This window comes from Wenzhouxiangella sp. YN1 (genome assembly GCF_056324145.1).
On sequence record NZ_JBJNIO010000115.1, the window covers coordinates 1 to 15,604 of the forward strand.

The 15,604-nt window shown below is 62.2% G+C and carries 14 protein-coding genes; 7 read left to right on the plus strand and 7 right to left on the minus strand.

Going from position 1 to position 15,604, the window contains the following annotated elements:
- Window positions 1-167: 167 nt before the first annotated feature.
- The gene (locus ACEWQZ_RS02775) at window positions 168-809 is read right to left on the minus strand and encodes a DUF4303 domain-containing protein (protein ID WP_476481548.1); all 642 of its coding nucleotides are present in this window, start codon (window positions 807-809) and stop codon (window positions 168-170) included.
- Between the two features lie 345 nt (window positions 810-1,154).
- Here ACEWQZ_RS02775 and ACEWQZ_RS02780 point away from each other — a divergent pair, with 345 nt between their 5' ends.
- Window positions 1,155-2,291, plus strand: coding sequence for an alanine racemase (locus ACEWQZ_RS02780; protein ID WP_476481549.1), 1,137 nt, complete (start codon window positions 1,155-1,157; stop codon window positions 2,289-2,291).
- 29 nt (window positions 2,292-2,320) lie between these two features.
- On the opposite strand, the gene ACEWQZ_RS02785 is transcribed toward ACEWQZ_RS02780, so the two are convergent.
- From ACEWQZ_RS02785 to ACEWQZ_RS02800, 4 genes are all read right to left on the minus strand, one after another.
- Entirely contained in the window at window positions 2,321-2,791 is a 471-nt protein-coding gene (locus ACEWQZ_RS02785) for a GFA family protein (RefSeq protein ID WP_476481550.1), read from the minus strand.
- A gap of 19 nt (window positions 2,792-2,810) precedes the next feature.
- Window positions 2,811-5,090 (minus strand): putative bifunctional diguanylate cyclase/phosphodiesterase, encoded by a 2,280-nt coding sequence (locus tag ACEWQZ_RS02790; protein WP_476481551.1) that lies wholly within the window; start codon window positions 5,088-5,090, stop codon window positions 2,811-2,813.
- Between the two features lie 339 nt (window positions 5,091-5,429).
- On the minus strand, window positions 5,430-6,473 hold the full coding sequence (locus ACEWQZ_RS02795) for an OmpA family protein (RefSeq protein WP_476481552.1): 1,044 nt from the start codon (window positions 6,471-6,473) through the stop codon (window positions 5,430-5,432).
- A complete protein-coding gene (locus ACEWQZ_RS02800; protein WP_476481553.1) occupies window positions 6,470-6,847 on the minus strand; it encodes a DUF4398 domain-containing protein in 378 nt (125 codons plus the stop codon). Before ACEWQZ_RS02800 ends, ACEWQZ_RS02795 begins: the two co-directional genes overlap by 4 nt.
- Window positions 6,848-7,106: 259 nt before the next feature.
- Between ACEWQZ_RS02800 and ACEWQZ_RS02805 the strand changes: the two genes are divergently transcribed.
- Genes ACEWQZ_RS02805 through ACEWQZ_RS02820 form a run of 4 tightly spaced genes read left to right on the plus strand, consistent with a single transcriptional unit; the run spans window position 7,107 to window position 11,453 of the window.
- On the plus strand, window positions 7,107-8,855 hold the full coding sequence (locus ACEWQZ_RS02805) for a thiamine pyrophosphate-binding protein (protein WP_476481554.1): 1,749 nt from the start codon (window positions 7,107-7,109) through the stop codon (window positions 8,853-8,855).
- Window positions 8,856-8,875: 20 nt separating this feature from the next.
- Window positions 8,876-9,784, plus strand: coding sequence for a bile acid:sodium symporter family protein (locus ACEWQZ_RS02810; RefSeq protein ID WP_476481555.1), 909 nt, complete (start codon window positions 8,876-8,878; stop codon window positions 9,782-9,784).
- A complete protein-coding gene (locus ACEWQZ_RS02815) occupies window positions 9,781-10,728 on the plus strand; it encodes an SDR family oxidoreductase (protein WP_476481556.1) in 948 nt (315 codons plus the stop codon). Before ACEWQZ_RS02810 ends, ACEWQZ_RS02815 begins: the two co-directional genes overlap by 4 nt.
- A complete protein-coding gene (locus ACEWQZ_RS02820; RefSeq protein WP_476481557.1) occupies window positions 10,728-11,453 on the plus strand; it encodes a sulfite exporter TauE/SafE family protein in 726 nt (241 codons plus the stop codon). The genes ACEWQZ_RS02815 and ACEWQZ_RS02820 overlap by 1 nt, the downstream gene beginning before the upstream one ends.
- A gap of 131 nt (window positions 11,454-11,584) precedes the next feature.
- Here ACEWQZ_RS02820 and ACEWQZ_RS02825 read toward each other — a convergent pair whose 3' ends face one another.
- Together ACEWQZ_RS02825 and ACEWQZ_RS02830 are read right to left on the minus strand one after the other, a co-directional pair.
- On the minus strand, window positions 11,585-12,124 hold the full coding sequence (locus ACEWQZ_RS02825; RefSeq protein ID WP_476481558.1) for a hypothetical protein: 540 nt from the start codon (window positions 12,122-12,124) through the stop codon (window positions 11,585-11,587).
- The gene (locus tag ACEWQZ_RS02830) at window positions 12,121-12,390 is read right to left on the minus strand and encodes a hypothetical protein (RefSeq protein ID WP_476481559.1); all 270 of its coding nucleotides are present in this window, start codon (window positions 12,388-12,390) and stop codon (window positions 12,121-12,123) included. Before ACEWQZ_RS02830 ends, ACEWQZ_RS02825 begins: the two co-directional genes overlap by 4 nt.
- A gap of 220 nt (window positions 12,391-12,610) precedes the next feature.
- Between ACEWQZ_RS02830 and ACEWQZ_RS02835 the strand changes: the two genes are divergently transcribed.
- Both ACEWQZ_RS02835 and ACEWQZ_RS02840 read left to right on the plus strand, forming a co-directional pair.
- The gene (locus ACEWQZ_RS02835; RefSeq protein WP_476481560.1) at window positions 12,611-13,660 is read left to right on the plus strand and encodes a Fic family protein; all 1,050 of its coding nucleotides are present in this window, start codon (window positions 12,611-12,613) and stop codon (window positions 13,658-13,660) included.
- 54 nt (window positions 13,661-13,714) lie between these two features.
- Window positions 13,715-15,604: a site-specific DNA-methyltransferase gene (locus tag ACEWQZ_RS02840; protein ID WP_476481561.1), complete on the plus strand. Its 1,890-nt coding sequence runs from the start codon at window positions 13,715-13,717 to the stop codon at window positions 15,602-15,604.

A 15,604-nucleotide genomic window follows, 5' to 3' on the forward strand; every position in this document is an offset into this window, starting at 1 on the left:
GACGATGGTCAGACCGCAACGGAGTTACTCGGCACACCAGGTGCGTTCGAAGTCTCACCAACACCGGTCAGCGCCGAGCTGCCCGAGGTTGTTACATAGAAATCGTCGCCGATGTGTTGGGAATATGTTGACACGTTCCGAGGGCCGGAACGTACTTGAGCGACTTGTTATGAGGATTCGCGGACACTCTCAAGGCGCTCGTCTCCCGACACTAGATCCTCATCATGGTCGATGCAGGCAACTCTGAAATCCGGCGTCTTTCTAAGGCCGTGGAACGCGCCGGTTTTCTCAGCGCGCACGAGTGCGCGGCAGCAGGTGAGAAGAAACTTCTCAGCATCCTCCGGGTTGGGCAGTTCAGAAACATCACCCATCATTGGGACTTCGCTGCGCCAAGAGGCTGACTCAAAATTGAAACCCTGATATCGCCAGTCTCCAAGCCCCCACTTAAGCTCCTCTCTTTCCCTTTGGATATCTTCCGGTTTGTCGCTCTCCGCGTACTCACGAACGGTAGCCTCAAGCGATTCGGGAGTATTCAGGCAGAACAGAATGTCGGCGTAGGTCGCATTACAGTCCAGAGCGAACCCATAGAAGGTTTCCGTAGGGTGAGCCCTTTCAAATTGCGCAATCTGCGATGCTATCGAGCTAGCAAGGGCACATTCGAGGCCGTCCCAATCCAAATCCGTACGGGGCTGTTCCTGAGGTGGCGGTGTTGAGGCACTCGACTCGTTAGGTTTTCGCTTCGTCTGGACGTACCAAGAGGTAGCGATGCCAGCCGCCACCATAAGAGAAATGGTTATTGGATCAGCCATTAACGATTTCCTGCCTCATAACTAACAACTAGATGGCAATTCTTACGCTTAGCATGCAGCCGATCATCACAGCGAGCATCGAATCCGGCACTTCTGCCATTTAGCACGCGGCAGTTGGCCCGGCTTTCCGGCGAAAGGATGCGAGGCCGGCCTCGCTCCGTGGACGAATCGGGATTCGGGATTTGGTGTTGCATGGCGAGTGTTCCGCCCCCTTGTTTCGGCTGCCAAGCCGTCACGATCAATCATGCAACAGGCGGCGGGTTGGTTCAAGGGTGGTTTTAAGGCAGGATGGCAGTCGGGTTGGGGTCAGGGTGCTGCGGTGTCAGGAAATCGGAAGGATGGGTGATGATGAATCTGGCTGAGCTGACTACCCCTGCCCTGCTGGTCGATGAGGGTCGTTTGGCGCGCAACCTGGCGCGTATGGATGACCAGCTTGAGCGGCTGGGCGTGCCGCTTCGGCCGCATCTGAAGACGGTCAAGAATATCGAGCTGGCCGAGCGGATGTTGCGGGGGCATCCGGGGGGTGCGGCGGTTTCGACGCTGGCCGAGGCGGATCATTTTTTTGCTGCGGGTATCGACGATCTGCTCTATGCCGTGGGCATTGCGCCGGGCAAACTGGGCGAGGTTTCGCGGCGCGTTGCCGCGGGCATGAAGCTGACGCTGGTGCTCGATCACCCTGATGCCGCCGGGGCCGTGGCCGCTGCCGCCGGGCGGTTCGGGGTGGATTTCAAGGTGCTGCTGGAAGTCGACGCCGACGGCCAGCGCGCCGGCTTTCGGCCGGACGATCCGGCTCTGCTGGGCGCGGCAATGACGCTGCATGAGGGCGGCGCTACGCCGGCCGGGGTGATGGTGCACGCCGGCGGCTCGTATGCCTGTCGCGATCATGACTGCCTGCACGCGATGGCGGATACCGAGCGCGATGCGGCGGTTGCCGCGGCTGATTCCCTGCGCCGGGCCGGCTTCGAGTCGCCCACGGTCAGCGTGGGTTCGACGCCCACGGCGCTGTTCGCCCGCGACCTTGCCGGCGTGAGCGAAGTGCGCGCCGGCGTTTACGCGTTCATGGATCTGGTGATGGCCGGTATCGGCGTGTGCGCGATCGACGACATTGCCCTGTCGGTGTTGTGCGAGGTGATCGGCCAGCGCGGCGAGCACGGGCAGGCCATTGTCGATGCCGGCTGGATGTCGCTTTCGCGCGATCGCGGCACGGCCGAGCAGGCCATCGACCGGGGCTATGGCGTGGTCTGCGACGAGGCCGGCCACGCCCTGTCGCCCGAGGTCATCGTGCGCGCCACCAGCCAGGAGCACGGCATTCTGGCCCGCCGCGACGGTGAGCCGCTGGATCTGGGCGACTTTCCCATCGGCCGGCGCTTGCGCGTTCTGCCCAACCACGCCTGCGCCACCGGCGGCCAGTTCGAGCATTTCTGGATGGTGGATGCGCAGAACGCTTCCATCCGGCAGCTGGAGCGCTGTCGCGGCTGGTAGGGATCAGCAGATCACGCGGCGCCTGGGCGTCAGCGGCTCAAGCCGAGCCGCTCGTGCCACTGGGCCAGACTCTCGTTCGGGTATTGCTCGAAGTGATGCTCGTCGCGCCCTTCCGGCACCTCGACCCAGTTGGCCTTGCTGCCCAGCATCAAGTGGTTGCGTTCGGGCGGCTTGGGCAAGTCGGTGTCGATGGCCGAGGCAAAGGGATGGATCAGGTCCGGCCAGCGCGGGTCGAACACCCACAGCGCGCTGGCGCAATGGCCGCAGAAGTTGCGCTGGCCAGGGCTGGTCTCGCCGTCGATCTCGGCGCAATAGATGCGAACGTGTTCACGGCCCTCGACCTGAAGCGTTTCGGCCAGCGCGCCGAGGTTGATGGCACAGCCGCTGCCGCCCGCTGTCTTGCGACAGATCGAGCAGTAGCAGTGGTTGAAGGGATAGGGATGCGGCGACTCGACGCTGAATCGCACCCGCTGGCAATGACATGAGCCTTCCAGATGCATGATCCTTCCTCCTTCAGGGTTATCCGGATGTCTTGTCGGCAAGCTCGTCGAGCAGGCGCTCCAGCGACAGCGGCTTTGAAAACAGGAAGCCCTGGAATACTTCGCAGCCGTCGGCGCGCAGGATCTCGAACTGACGCTGCGTCTCGACGCCTTCGGCAACCACGCGCATGTCGTGGTTGCGGCCGATGGCCAGGATGCTTTGAACGAGCGTGCGTGAAGTCTCTTCGGCTTCGAGGTCGTCGACGAAGCTCTTGTCGATCTTGAGCTCGTCGATGGGCAGGTTGCGCAGCATGGCAAGCGATGAAAACCCGGTGCCGAAGTCGTCCAGCGCAATGCGGATTCCAGCCCGATGCAGCGTCTTGATGCCTGCCGCCAGGGAAGCATAATCCTCAGCGAACAGGTTTTCGGTAATTTCGAGAATGGGGGTTATCTTCGAATGATCGAGCTCGCCCAGCCTCTTGATGACCTGCCGCGGAAAGTCCGGCTGCAGGAACTGCCTGACCGAGACATTGATTGATAGCCGCAGCGGCGTTCTTTGCTGCGCGACAATCCGGTGGGCGTCTTCAAGGCAGCGCGCCATCAGATGATCACCCAGCTTTTCGATCAGACCGGATGTCTCGGCGATGGCAATGAAACGCGCCGGCCCGACCTCGCCCAGCTCCGGATCATGCCAGCGCGCCAGCGCCTCGATGCCAACGATCCGTCCCTGCCAGTCCACCTGCGGCTGATAGGCCATGTGGATCAGATCGCCGTCAAGAGCCAGCCGCAGGCGCTGCTCTATCTGAATGTTTTCAAGATAGACACGGCCCATGGTCGGCTCATACAGGCTGGCTGCGTTGTGATGACGCTTGGCCGAATACATTGCGACATCCGCGGCTCTGAGCAGATCATTGAGCGACGACCCGGCATCGGCCAGGCGGGCAATGCCGACACTGCAGCCCAGCTCGAAAGTGACACCGTCGACCTTGTAGCGCTCGGACAGGCGTTCGACCAGCGCTTCGCCGCGCGCAAGCAGCTGCTGCGAATCGGTTTCCGGCGTCATCACCACGAACTCGTCACCGCCGACCCGGGCGACGTGCTCATGGGCCTGCGCGAACTCATCGAGCCGACGGCCCAGCGACCTCAACACAGCGTCGCCCTGCATATGCCCGAAGCCATCGTTGACGGCCTTGAAGTTGTCCATGTCGACGAACATCAGCGTGAATTGATCGTCGAAACGACGCTGCATGAGTTCAAATCTGGCGCGCACGGACTGCCGGTTGGGCAGACCGGTCAGCATGTCATGGTGCGCCTGATAGACCAGATCAGCGCGGCGCCGACGCTCGGCCCGACCAATGGCAAGCAAAACCGCCAGAATGCTCAACAGCGCGGCAAGAAAAATGGCGACATAGACCCACGCGGCGCTCAGAAACTCGCCGATCAGCTCGTCGCGGTTGGTCTGCGTGAGCACCCACAAGCCGTACCTTTGTTCGTGCAACGCCATGCCCATCTGCGGCCCAAGCGTGGTCTTCAGGCGATAGGGATACGGCTCGCCGCTGGATCGGATAGTTTCGAAGGACTGCCCGCTCAGCCGCATTGCAGAAGCGATGGCCTGCTCGTAGACCTGGCGTGAAATCGGGCGCGCCAGATATTCAGCCGGCAAGTCGAGGGCCGTGGCCCAGAGCAGCGAGCTGAGGTCGGACTCGCGCACGATCTGAACGATGTTGGAGCGCCCCAGCGTCGCCTGCTCGGCAAAGAACGAATCCGGGCCGCCCAGCACCAGCGCGGCCGAGACGAAGCCCGTGACGTTACCGGAAGCGCCGTGTATGGCCTGGCACACCGGAATCAGCCAGCGGCCCATCGACTCGACCCGGTAGGCCCGGCCGACGACCATGACCCGGGCTGATTCGGCCGCCCCGCAGGTGTCGGGGCCGGCCGGGCGAAACGGCTGTTGTTGTTCTTCAGGCCGCGGTTCTCGCCAGCGCGCGATGATCGGGTTCTGCGCCGGGTCCAGCAGCGCATAGCCGACTGCCGCCTGGTTGGTCTCGAGCATGCTGTCGAGCGTGACCTCAACGGCGTCGAGCTGGTCCATCCGCCAGTGCAAGACCAGCTGCCCGCCGATCAGGCTGAGCAGAATCTCCTGGCTGTGAAGCACCGCCTCGGTGGCATTGCTGATGGTCGTGATCTGGCTGGCCTGGCGGATTTCATGGCGCTCGACAATGCCGCGCCATTGCGTGTGCAGGCCCCAGGCGAGCACCACGCTGCCGATGACGAAAATCACCACAAAAAACCAGTTGAGATTGCGCTTGAGAGAAGTCACCGGCGGCATGTCCGGTTCAGGCGCTTTCTGGAGAACCTCTTTCGGCCCGCAAAACCCCGACCGAACCATCGCACCCATGGTCGTCCCCACGCTCGAGGATTCATCATCCGAGCTCCTCTTCAGCAACCGCGCAGTCGCGAGTCAATTCAAGATTAAACGGTATTCATGCGGACGACAACACATGCCGCCCCAGGAAAAGCAGGAGCACGGCTCCTGGCGGGAGCATCGGTGTCAGGCGACGACTCATGAAGGATATGTTAACGCGTCACCCCGGACAAAGGGGCCGCGAATTGCTCCCCGCCGACCGCCTGGCCGGCGGGGAAGCAGGTGGATGCCGACTCAGTCGGTACGTGCCGGCACGTCCTCGTCATCATCGGAAATGATGACCTCGACGCGGCGATTGAGCTGGCGGCCGGCCTGGGTTTCATTGGTGGCCACCGGATAGTCCGGCCCATAACCGCGCGTGCGAACGCGTGCCTCGTCGACGCCGCGCTCGACCAGCGCATCGCGGACCGAGGCTGCGCGGCGATCAGACAGATCCATGTTGTAGTCGCGCGCACCGGTCGAGTCGGTAAAGCCCTCAACCAGCACCTGTCGTTCCTCATACTCCATGAGGAAGTCTGCAATGCGCTCGATGGTGCGCTGCGCACCTTCGCGCAACTCGGATTTGTCGAGATCGAACAGCACGTCACTGCCAAGCGTCAGCACCAGCCCGCGCTCGGTGGGCCGGGCCTCGAGTTCGGCAATCTGCTCCTGAAGCCGGTCGGCCTGCTCGCGCATGCGCTGCGCCTCTTGCTCCAGCTCCTGGGCGCGGTGCTCAGCCAGCATGCGCTGCTCACGCTCTTCCTGCGCTTCACGCTGGGCCATGGCCCGTTCTCTTTCAGCTTCCGATGCGGCTTCTTCGGCGCGTGCACGTCGAGCGCGCTCGGCCAGACGTTCGGCTTCGGCCTGCGCCGCTTCGGCTTCTGCCCGGGTGCGCTCGGCGGCAATACGCTCTGCCTGGCGTTCGGCACGGGCAGCCCGCGCCTCCAGCCGCAGCACATCGCGTCGAGCGCTGAGCTCGTCCACGCGCGCCTCCAGGCGATTCAGCTCGGTGGTCTCACGCGCGATGCCGACCTGTGTCTGAGTCAACTGCGACAGATGCAACAGCTCGGCTCTGGGCGCGCCTTCCTGCCAGCGCTTCTGGGCACGATCGAGGAGGGACTCGGCCTCCCGCAGCTGTGCCGGGGCATACTTGCGAACCTGAGAATCGGACACCAGGGCATCCACGGCAGCCTCGGCCCGCTCAAGCTCCGGCAGCGGCTCTGGAGTGGTGGCGCAGGCGGCCAGCAGCGCGGCGGCGGCAGCTGCCGCAAAAAGATTTCTGAGGTCTATGCGTTTCATGAACCACCTCCCGTTTCTCCGGCAATTTCTTCCTGCAGCGCCTCGACCGTTTCATCGAGCGCCTCGACCTGGCTGCGGCTGCGCGCCGAACGCGCCTTCAAATCCGCCAGGCGCGCAATCTTTTCGGCCTCGAGTGCGAGCTGGCGCGCGATCACGTTCTCATCCTGTTCGATCGCCTTTTCAGCTTCGGCCAGGTGCTGGCGCGCATCCTCCAGCTCTTGGGTTGCATGATCGCGGGCGCCCATTTCAACGGCGTACTCGATCGCGTTTCGCGCCACGGCCATCTGGTCGTCAGGAACCGGTGGTCGGGAAGCGCAGGCCACCAGCAGCAGCGCCAGGGCGGGCAACAGCCCGAGTGTCAGTACTTTTTTCATTGTTTCCTCCCGTTCTGGAAGTTCATGAATGCCGACGCCCCCTATTCGTCGACTCCAACAATATAGACCGATAACGCGAAGACTTTCACGAAAACCGCGCAAACGCCATCCAATATGTGAAACCCATCACCCTGCCGACAAGCCGGGCTGACGGCCCGACGCCCCTGGATCACGCCCGCGCGCCGGATGATATTCACCTACACTGGGCTGCACTCTCACTGCAAAAGCAGTGCGGCCAACCCATTCAAGCGAGGCGGTGATGGCAGATCATCCCGGCGGCGAGCTGATCGCCCGCATGCTCCAGGCCGAGGGCGTCGAAAAAGTCTTTGGCATCATCGACGGCACTTACTTCGGCTTATACTCGGCGCTGCACCGGCTGGGCATCAAGATCATCACGCCGCGTCACGAGACTTCGGCGGCGCACATGGCCGCCGCCTACGCCAGGCTGACCGGCCGGCTGGGGGTGTGCATGGCCTCCAACGGCCCCGGTGTGGCCAACCTGCTGCCCGGCCTGGTGGTGGAACACGCCGAAGGCAACCGCGTCTTGGCCATCACCAGCGCGCGCCGGCCCGAAATCATGTACCCGGATCGCGGCGGCGCCTATCAGTGCTTCGATCAGGTCGGCATGATCGGCCACACCAGCAAGTTCTCGCAGGCGGTCTCGTCGTGGGAGCGTGTACCTGAGCTGATGCGCAAGGCCTTTCGCGCCTGCTTCGACGGCCGGCCGGGGGTCGTTCACGTCGATGTTCCCGAAACCATCCTCAACGGCAAGTTCAAGTCGCTGCCCGCGCTGTGGGAGCCAGGGCACTACCGCAGCACCGCAACGATCACCCCGGCCCCGGAGCAGGTCGAGCAGGCCGCCAAGCTGCTCTCGCGGGCCAGGTTTCCGATGATTCACGCCGGCAGCGGCGTCATCCACGCACAGGCCTTCGACGCGCTCGAGCGCGTGGCCGAGCAGCTTCAGGCGCCGGTCACCACAAGCTGGGCCGCCCGGGGCGTGCTGGCCGAAGACTCGCCGCTGGCCATTCCCATGCCCCACGTGAAGCTCAACAACAAAGTGCGAAACGACGCCGATGCGGTGCTGATTCTGGGCTCGCGCGTGGGCGAGACCGACTGGTGGGGCAAGCCGCCGTACTGGCGCAAGGCATCCGAGCAGACCACCATTCAGGTCGATCTCGATGCCGGCATGCTGGGGCTCAACAAGCCGGCCAACCTGGCCATCCAGGCCGATATCGGCAAATTTCTGGATGCCCTGGCCCGGGCGCTGGCCGAGCGCGACGTCGGGCCGCTCGACGCCCGCCGCAACCGGATTGGTGAATACGGCAAGCAGATCGAGAGCGATCGGGCCGACTTCGACAAGGCGCTGGAAGACGATTCGGTGCCGATGCACCCCGCCCACGTCGCTGCCGTGTGCAACCAGGTTTTCGACCCCGATTCACCGATGGTGGCCGACGGCGGCAACACCGCCATCTGGGCGATGTTCTATCACCGCGCTCGCGTGCCCAATCGCGTGCTGTCGACCTTCAAGTTCGGCATGCTCGGCGCCGGCGTCGCCCAGGCCATCGGCGCAGCCGTGGCCCGACCCGATCATCCGGTGTGCTGCATCATCGGCGACGGCGCCTTCGGCTTTCACCCGCAGGAGATCGAAACGGCCGTACGCAACAAGCTCCAGGTCATCTACCTGGTGCTGTGCGACAAGCAGTGGGGCATGGTGAAGATGAATCAGCAATTCTCTCTCAAGCCACTGAAAACACTCATGTTCAAGTCACTCAAGCCCGAGGAAACCATCAAGGCCGATCTCGGCGAAATCGCCTTCGACAAGGTCGCCGAGGCGATGGGCGCCCACGGCGAGCGGGTTTCCGATGCCGCCGGGCTCAAGCCCGCGCTCGAGCGCGCGCTCGAGCACGGCGGCTGCGCGGTCATTCACGTCGATGTCGATCCGGTCAAGCACATGTGGGCACCGGGGCTGATGCATTTCAAGAAGATGCACGAGGAACCTAAAGGCTAAAGCAAAGGGGCGGCACCGCAGTGCACTTCAATCCGGAAAGTCTGATTCTGCTCAACGCCATCCTGGCGCTGATGATGTTCGGCGTGGCGCTGACGCTGCGCCCGGCCGACTTCGTCCGCGTGATCAGGATGCCGGTCGCTCCCGCGGTGGGGCTGGTGGCACAATTTCTGCTGCTGCCGGCGGCGACCTGCCTGGTGACCTGGCTGCTCGCGCTCGATGCGGAAATCGCTCTGGGCATGATCCTGATTGCCGCCTGCCCCGGCGGCAACTTCTCCAACATCATGACCTTCATGGCGCGCGGCTCGGTGGCCGTGTCGGTGTCGATGACGGCGGTCTCAAGTCTTGCCGCTATTGTCTTGACGCCGCTGAACTTTGCCTTCTACGGCTGGCTCAATCCCCACACCCGCAGCTACCTGACCGAGATCAGCCTCGACCCGGCCAACATCCTGATACTGATGGTGCTCGTGCTCGGCGCCCCGCTGGTGCTGGGCATGCTCACCGGCCGCCGCTGGCCCGGGCTGGCAGCCAGAAGCGAGAAGCCGCTGCGCATCTTCTCCCTGCTGGTGCTGCTGGCCTTTGCCGGTATCGCGCTGGCCATGAACTTCGATACCTTTCTGGCGAAGTTCCGGACGTTCGCCTGGCTCGTGGTCGGCCACAACCTGCTCGCCTTCTGCCTGGGGCTGGGCATGGCCGGCGCCTTCCGCCTGCCGGCCGCCGACCGGCGCGCGGTGACCATGGAAGTCGGCATCCAGAACTCCGGCCTGGCGCTGGTCATCCTGTTCACCTTCTTTCCGGAGGCCGGCGGCATGCTGCTCATCGCCGGCTTCTGGGGCGTGTGGCACCTGATCGCCGGCATCACGCTCTCGCAGTTCTGGGCGCGAAGGCCGCCCGAGGCGCCGGCGGCCATCCTGCCGGGAGACCCGACATGAGCAAGCGCATCCTGATCACCGGCGCGGCCGGCTATATCGGCCACCAGCTGGGCAACCGCCTGGCTCACGATTTCGAGGTTTTCGGCACCGATATCCGCGAGCGAGACGACCTGAGCTTTCCGCTGCAAGTGCTTGATATTCGATCACGGGATCTGGCTGAACTCATGCGCAGCCGCGGCATCACCCACGTCGTACACCTGGCCTCCGTGCTCAAGCCCTCCGGCGACATCAAGCGCGACTTCGATATCGACGTCGGCGGCACGCGCAACGTCGTCCAGGCCTGCCTGGAAGCCGGAGTGCAGCACCTCACGGTAAGCAGTTCGGGCGCGGTCTACGGCTACCACGCCGACAACCCCGACTGGATCGACGAGGATGCGCCCCTGAGGGGCAACGAAAACTTCGCTTACGCCGACCACAAGCGCCGCATCGAGGAAATGCTGGCGCGCTACCGCAAGCTCAGGCCCGAGCTCAAGCAGCTCATACTGCGCCCCGGCACGGTGCTGGGCGCAGAAACCCGCAACCAGATCACCGACCTGTTCACCGCCCGGCGCATTCTGGTGCTCAAGGGCCACGACACGCCGTTCGTGTTCATCTGGGACGAAGACGTGCTCGCGATCCTGGAAAAGGGCATTCGCGAGGACGCCGAAGGCATCTACAACCTGGCCGGCGACGGAGCGCTGACGATGCGCGAGATCGCCCGCCGCCTGGGCAAACCAGCGCTCATCGTGCCCGTCGGCCTGGTGCGCCTGTGGCTGCGCATCGGCCGCTGGCGGGGCAAGCCGACCGGGCCGGAGCAGATCGACTTCCTGCGCTATCGCCCCGTGCTCTCCAACCGCCGCCTGAAAGAAGAGTTCGGCTACCGGCCGCAAAAGAGCTCGGCCGAGGCCTTCGACTACTTTGCCGCCCATCTCCAAGCCGCCGGCCCGAACAAAGACCCGCGCTGATGCTGCCCTGGATCTGGCTTGGCGTCTGCATCCTGATCTCGTCGACCATCGAGGCCGTCACCGGCTTCGGCTCGATCGTCATTGCCCTGTCGCTGGGCGCCCTGCTGCTGCCGATCGCGAGCATGCTGCCGGTGCTGGTCCCGCTCAACATCTTCATGACCGGCACCATCGCCTGGAAAAACCGCCATCACATCGACAAGGCGCTGCTGCTCAAGCTCATCCTGCCGCTGATGGCCGCCGGCACTCTGGCCGGCTACTTGCTGCGACCGTGGCTGGGCGAGAACCTGCTCAAGACCCTGCTCGGCGTTCTGATCATCTGGTTCGCCGCTCGCGAGTTCTGGCGCCTGCTGCGCAACGTGACCACGCCGCCGCACCCGCCCTGGCTGAGCCGCAGCCTCACCTTCGCCGCCGGCATCACCCACGGTCTGTTCGCTTCCGGCGGGCCGCTGCTGGTCTATGCCATGGCCGGCAGGCAGCTGCACAAGGGCAGCATGCGTGCCTCGCTGGTCACGGTCTGGTTCAGCCTCAATGTCGGCCTGACCGTCGCATTCGCACTCGACGGCACGCTGATTCCCGCCCTGCCCCAGGTGGCAGCGTATCTGCCCGTGCTCGCGACGGGCTATTTTCTGGGTGAATTCCTGCACCACCGGCTCGATGAGCACAGGTTCCGGCAGGTGGTCTACGTGCTGCTGATCGTCACCGGGGCGGCGCTGATCGTCCGATGAATGCACACCGGAATTGCCGAGCGCAGCAGTGTTCAGTCTGGAGCCGCCGCATCCGCGTGAGTGCGGGCCCAATCAAGCCCAGACATTAGTGAATGCCCTGGCTGTCCAGGAATGGGCTAACGATTAGAAACTTAATGCGCCAATTGCAGGCCGCGATGGATGGTGTCATCGAGCTTGCGCGCCCGCTGCTTGTACATTTTTCGATACTGCCTGGATGCCGAATTGAGCAAAAAGACCCAGCCCATATGAGTAGCGAGAAGCTGATCCAGCGCCTCATCGAGCTCTTTCAGAACCGGGAGTAGGGCCTCAGGGGGCCTGGTATTGAGGTTTTCGACGTCCTGATCGGCTTCTCTATCGGTCATCGCGCGGACTCTGAACCGCCGCTCTGCAAAACGCTTTCCGGCTTCGTCTGCCACCAACCAGCCGCGCGCCCCGCTAAGCATGTAGCTACACTGCAGCAAACCGTTGACCTGCTGGTAAGTGTGCTCGAACCACGGGTCATCTGGACTAACCTCGCCGGCAATATCGAGGCGAATCAACTTGTCTCGGACGGAAAAAAGTTTGTAGGAAGCAGAGGAGTCCCCGTAAATCACACGCAGGATCACTGCAATAGCCAGAACCCCTGCCAGCAGAAGCGCAATTGCGAAAAGCACGAATAGTGCTGCAGTCATTGTCCTTCGTCCTCCAGCTCGTCAGGTTTGGCTGAAAGCCGCTGGCGACGCATCAGTTGCTCCTGAAGCCAACGCTTCTCGTCCACGAGCCGTTCTATTTCCTGATCTTTGGATTCCATTGCTTTAGACCACACGACCCAAATCATTCTCCAAAACAGGAATATGAAAAATAACAGAACGAGACCTAACAGGCCGTGATCCTGTAGAAAAGTTCCTACGAATGACCAGAAGCCATTGCCCGTTTCAGAGTTCGCAACTCCCTGCATCTGCCCTAAAGTCCTCCCAAACGTTGACAGACTCACCCAAGCAAGAGCTCGATGTCAAGGGACTACCACGCACCACCCTACCGCGGTTAGGCGACAGCTGGAGCGGATAGCGGACTATAGTTGGACAGAAACAACGCCGAACTACCCAGTAATGGGGTAATTCGCTTGACATTACCTCATTTATGACCTAGCTTTGCCCTAATCTTTTCAAAATACCCTGATGCACTCCTTCAAGCAGGACTTTCTCGAGGCGCTCAGCTTCAACGCGGATCACCTCGCCACGCTGCGGGCGCTGGGGGAGTATCGCGGCAAGCAGAGCCTGTTCTTCCATCAGGCCCCGGAGACGCTGAAGACGCTACGTCAGGCGGCGGTGATCGAATCGACCGAGTCGTCCAATCGGCTCGAGGGCGTGACGGTCGCGCCGGCGCGCCTTGAGCCCCTTTTGCTCAAGCGCACGGACCCGCGCAACCGCTCTGAGCAGGAAGTCACGGGCTATCGCGATGCGCTGGCCCTCATTCACGAGTCGGGGCGGGAAATGGCGCTCACCCCGAATGTAGTGCTGCAGCTCCACGGCCTGCTGTATCGCTACATGCCCCAGCGCGGCGGGCGGTGGAAGAACACGCACAACGAGATCACCGAAACCCGGCCCGACGGCAGCACGCGGGTGCGATTCGAGCCGACGCCGCCGCACCTGGTGCCGATGCAGATGGACCAACTTGGCGAACGTTATGCCGAGGCGGTTGATGCGGCGCGTCAGGATCCACTGGTGCTGATTCCGCTGGCGGCATTCGATTTTCTCTGCATCCACCCCTTCAACGACGGCAACGGTCGGGTTGCCCGGTTGATTACGCTGATGCTGCTTTACCACTTCGGCTACGAAGTGGGGCGCTACATCAGTCTGGAACGCATCGTGGAAGTAACCAAAGAAGGCTACTACCAAACCCTGGAAGCAAGTTCTCAGGGCTGGCACGATGGCCGGCACGACGCCATGCCTTGGCTGGAATACTTCTGGGGCACGCTGCTGCGCGCCTATCGGGAATTCGAGGAACGCGTGACCCAGGTCCGCTATGCCCCGGGGGCGAAAACCGAGCAGGTTCGCCTGGCAGTATTTCGCCGCAGCCAGCCCTTCGCCATTTCGGAGATCGAATCCGAATGCGCCGACGTCAGCCGCGACATGGTGCGTCACGTGCTGCGCAAGATGCGCGAGGAGGGCCAGCTTGAAGTTGTCGGCCGAGGCCGAGGCGCCAAATGGCAGCACATCAAAACGTAGGTCGGGGCTACGCCCCCGACAGACCAGGTTCAGAAAAACCACTGGAACAAGGCAATGGCAAAAGAGAAAACGAACGCTGAACTCGCCGCAAGCCCCAGCCCCGCCGATCTGAAGCGCGAAGCGCTGAAGCAGGTTCTGCCGGAAGCCATCAGCGAGGGCAAGGTCGACGTCGAGGCGCTCAAGCGCGCGCTGGGGGAAGACTTCGTGATCGACGGCGGCGAACGCTACCGGCTCGACTGGGTGGGCAAGTCCGAAGCCTACAAGGTACTCCAGACGCCCACCACCGCTACGCTCCGGCCCAGGCGCGACCAGTCGGTAAACTTCGACACGGCCAGCCATGTCTTTATCGAGGGCGAGAACCTGGAATCGCTGAAGGTGTTGCAGAAGGCCTACTTCGGCAAGGTCAAGCTGATCTATATCGATCCCCCGTACAACACCGGCAACGACAACTTCGTCTATCCCGATCGCTTTCAGGAAAGCAAGGAAGAATATCTCAGGCGCATCAACGAACTGGACGACGACGGCGCGCTGATGCGAGAAGGCTTCTTCCGCAAGAACAGCCGGGAATCCGGCCACTACCACTCCAACTGGCTCAGCATGATGCTGCCGCGGCTCTATATCGCCCGCAACCTCTTGCACAAGCAAGGCGTGATTTTTGTCTCATGCGATGACAACGAGGTCCACAACCTGCGTTGTCTGTTGAATGAGATTTTTGGGGAAGAGAACTTTGTTGCGACAGTGATCTGGCAGAAAGTCTACTCTCCAAAGAATACGGCACGTCATTTCTCAGAGGATCACGACTATATATTGGTCTATGCACGCCATGCGGATAGCTGGTCGCCAGAGTTGCTGCCACGATCTGAAGACATGGAAGCTAGATACAGCAATCCAGATAATGACCCACGAGGCAAGTGGAAACCCGCCGATCTATCCGCGAGGAACTTCTATAGTCAGGGAACCTACAGCGTCAAGTGCCCCTCAGGCCGAGTCATCGATGGACCGCCATCAGGGCGCTACTGGGTTGTCTCACAGGAGCGATTCCAGGAGCTTGACCAAGATGGTCGAATCTGGTGGGGCAAGGACGGAGATAGCACTCCCGCTGTGAAACGGTTTCTATCCGAGGTCAAGCAAGGCCGAGTACCACAAACCTTCTGGAAGTACGAGGAAGTGGGGCATACCCAGGAGGCCAAGAAGGAGTTGCTAGCGCTGGTGGAATTTCCCAACTCTGACTTGGTTTTTGAAACACCCAAACCCTCACGGCTCGTTCGCAGAATGCTTCAACTGGCAACCCTCTCAGACGAGTCAGCACTGGTCATGGACTTTTTTGCAGGGTCAGGCACCACGATGGAGGCAGTTTTGCGCCAGAACGCCGAAGACGGCGGCAACCGCCGCTGCATCCTGGTACAGCTTCCCGAACCGCTGGATGCCGACAACGCGGCATTCTCCGATATCGCCCAGGTGGCCCGCACCCGCATTCGTGCCGTGATCGAAGACCTGAGGGCGACAGAAGAGTTGGCCTCACCCTTTCCCGATAACGAGGGCTTCAAGGCATACTCCCTGGCTCCCTCGAGTTTCAAACAATGGCGCGGTCAGGATATCGACTCGGCAGAAGAACTGGCCGAGCAGGTCAAGCTGTTCATGAGCGCCGAAAAGGACGGCGCTGACACCGAAGCCGTACTGTACGAATTGCTGCTGAAACTGGGCTATGAGCTGACTGCCAGCGTTGCAATGATCGAGCTGGATGGTCACTCGGTCCATGCAGTGGATGAAGGCCGCCTGCTGATGCTCCTGGAAGGCTTCTCGGAAGCAATGATCGAGCCGCTGATCGAGCGCGGGCCTGATCAGATCGTTGCCCTCGATTCAGTCTTCGAGGAGTCGGACCCGCTCAAATCCAACCTTGCCCTGCAATGTCGGGATGCCGACATTCGTTTTGTCTGTATCTGA

Coding starts and splice junctions, on each gene's coding strand:
- ACEWQZ_RS02775 (WP_476481548.1), bottom strand. CDS start 809: ATGGCTGATCCAATAACCATTTCTCTTATGGTGGCGGCTGGCATCGCT.
- ACEWQZ_RS02780 (WP_476481549.1), top strand. CDS start 1,155: ATGATGAATCTGGCTGAGCTGACTACCCCTGCCCTGCTGGTCGATGAG.
- ACEWQZ_RS02785 (WP_476481550.1), bottom strand. CDS start 2,791: ATGCATCTGGAAGGCTCATGTCATTGCCAGCGGGTGCGATTCAGCGTC.
- ACEWQZ_RS02795 (WP_476481552.1), bottom strand. CDS start 6,473: ATGAAACGCATAGACCTCAGAAATCTTTTTGCGGCAGCTGCCGCCGCC.
- ACEWQZ_RS02800 (WP_476481553.1), bottom strand. CDS start 6,847: ATGAAAAAAGTACTGACACTCGGGCTGTTGCCCGCCCTGGCGCTGCTG.
- ACEWQZ_RS02805 (WP_476481554.1), top strand. CDS start 7,107: ATGGCAGATCATCCCGGCGGCGAGCTGATCGCCCGCATGCTCCAGGCC.
- ACEWQZ_RS02815 (WP_476481556.1), top strand. CDS start 9,781: ATGAGCAAGCGCATCCTGATCACCGGCGCGGCCGGCTATATCGGCCAC.
- ACEWQZ_RS02820 (WP_476481557.1), top strand. CDS start 10,728: ATGCTGCCCTGGATCTGGCTTGGCGTCTGCATCCTGATCTCGTCGACC.
- ACEWQZ_RS02825 (WP_476481558.1), bottom strand. CDS start 12,124: ATGACTGCAGCACTATTCGTGCTTTTCGCAATTGCGCTTCTGCTGGCA.
- ACEWQZ_RS02830 (WP_476481559.1), bottom strand. CDS start 12,390: ATGCAGGGAGTTGCGAACTCTGAAACGGGCAATGGCTTCTGGTCATTC.
- ACEWQZ_RS02835 (WP_476481560.1), top strand. CDS start 12,611: ATGCACTCCTTCAAGCAGGACTTTCTCGAGGCGCTCAGCTTCAACGCG.
- ACEWQZ_RS02840 (WP_476481561.1), top strand. CDS start 13,715: ATGGCAAAAGAGAAAACGAACGCTGAACTCGCCGCAAGCCCCAGCCCC.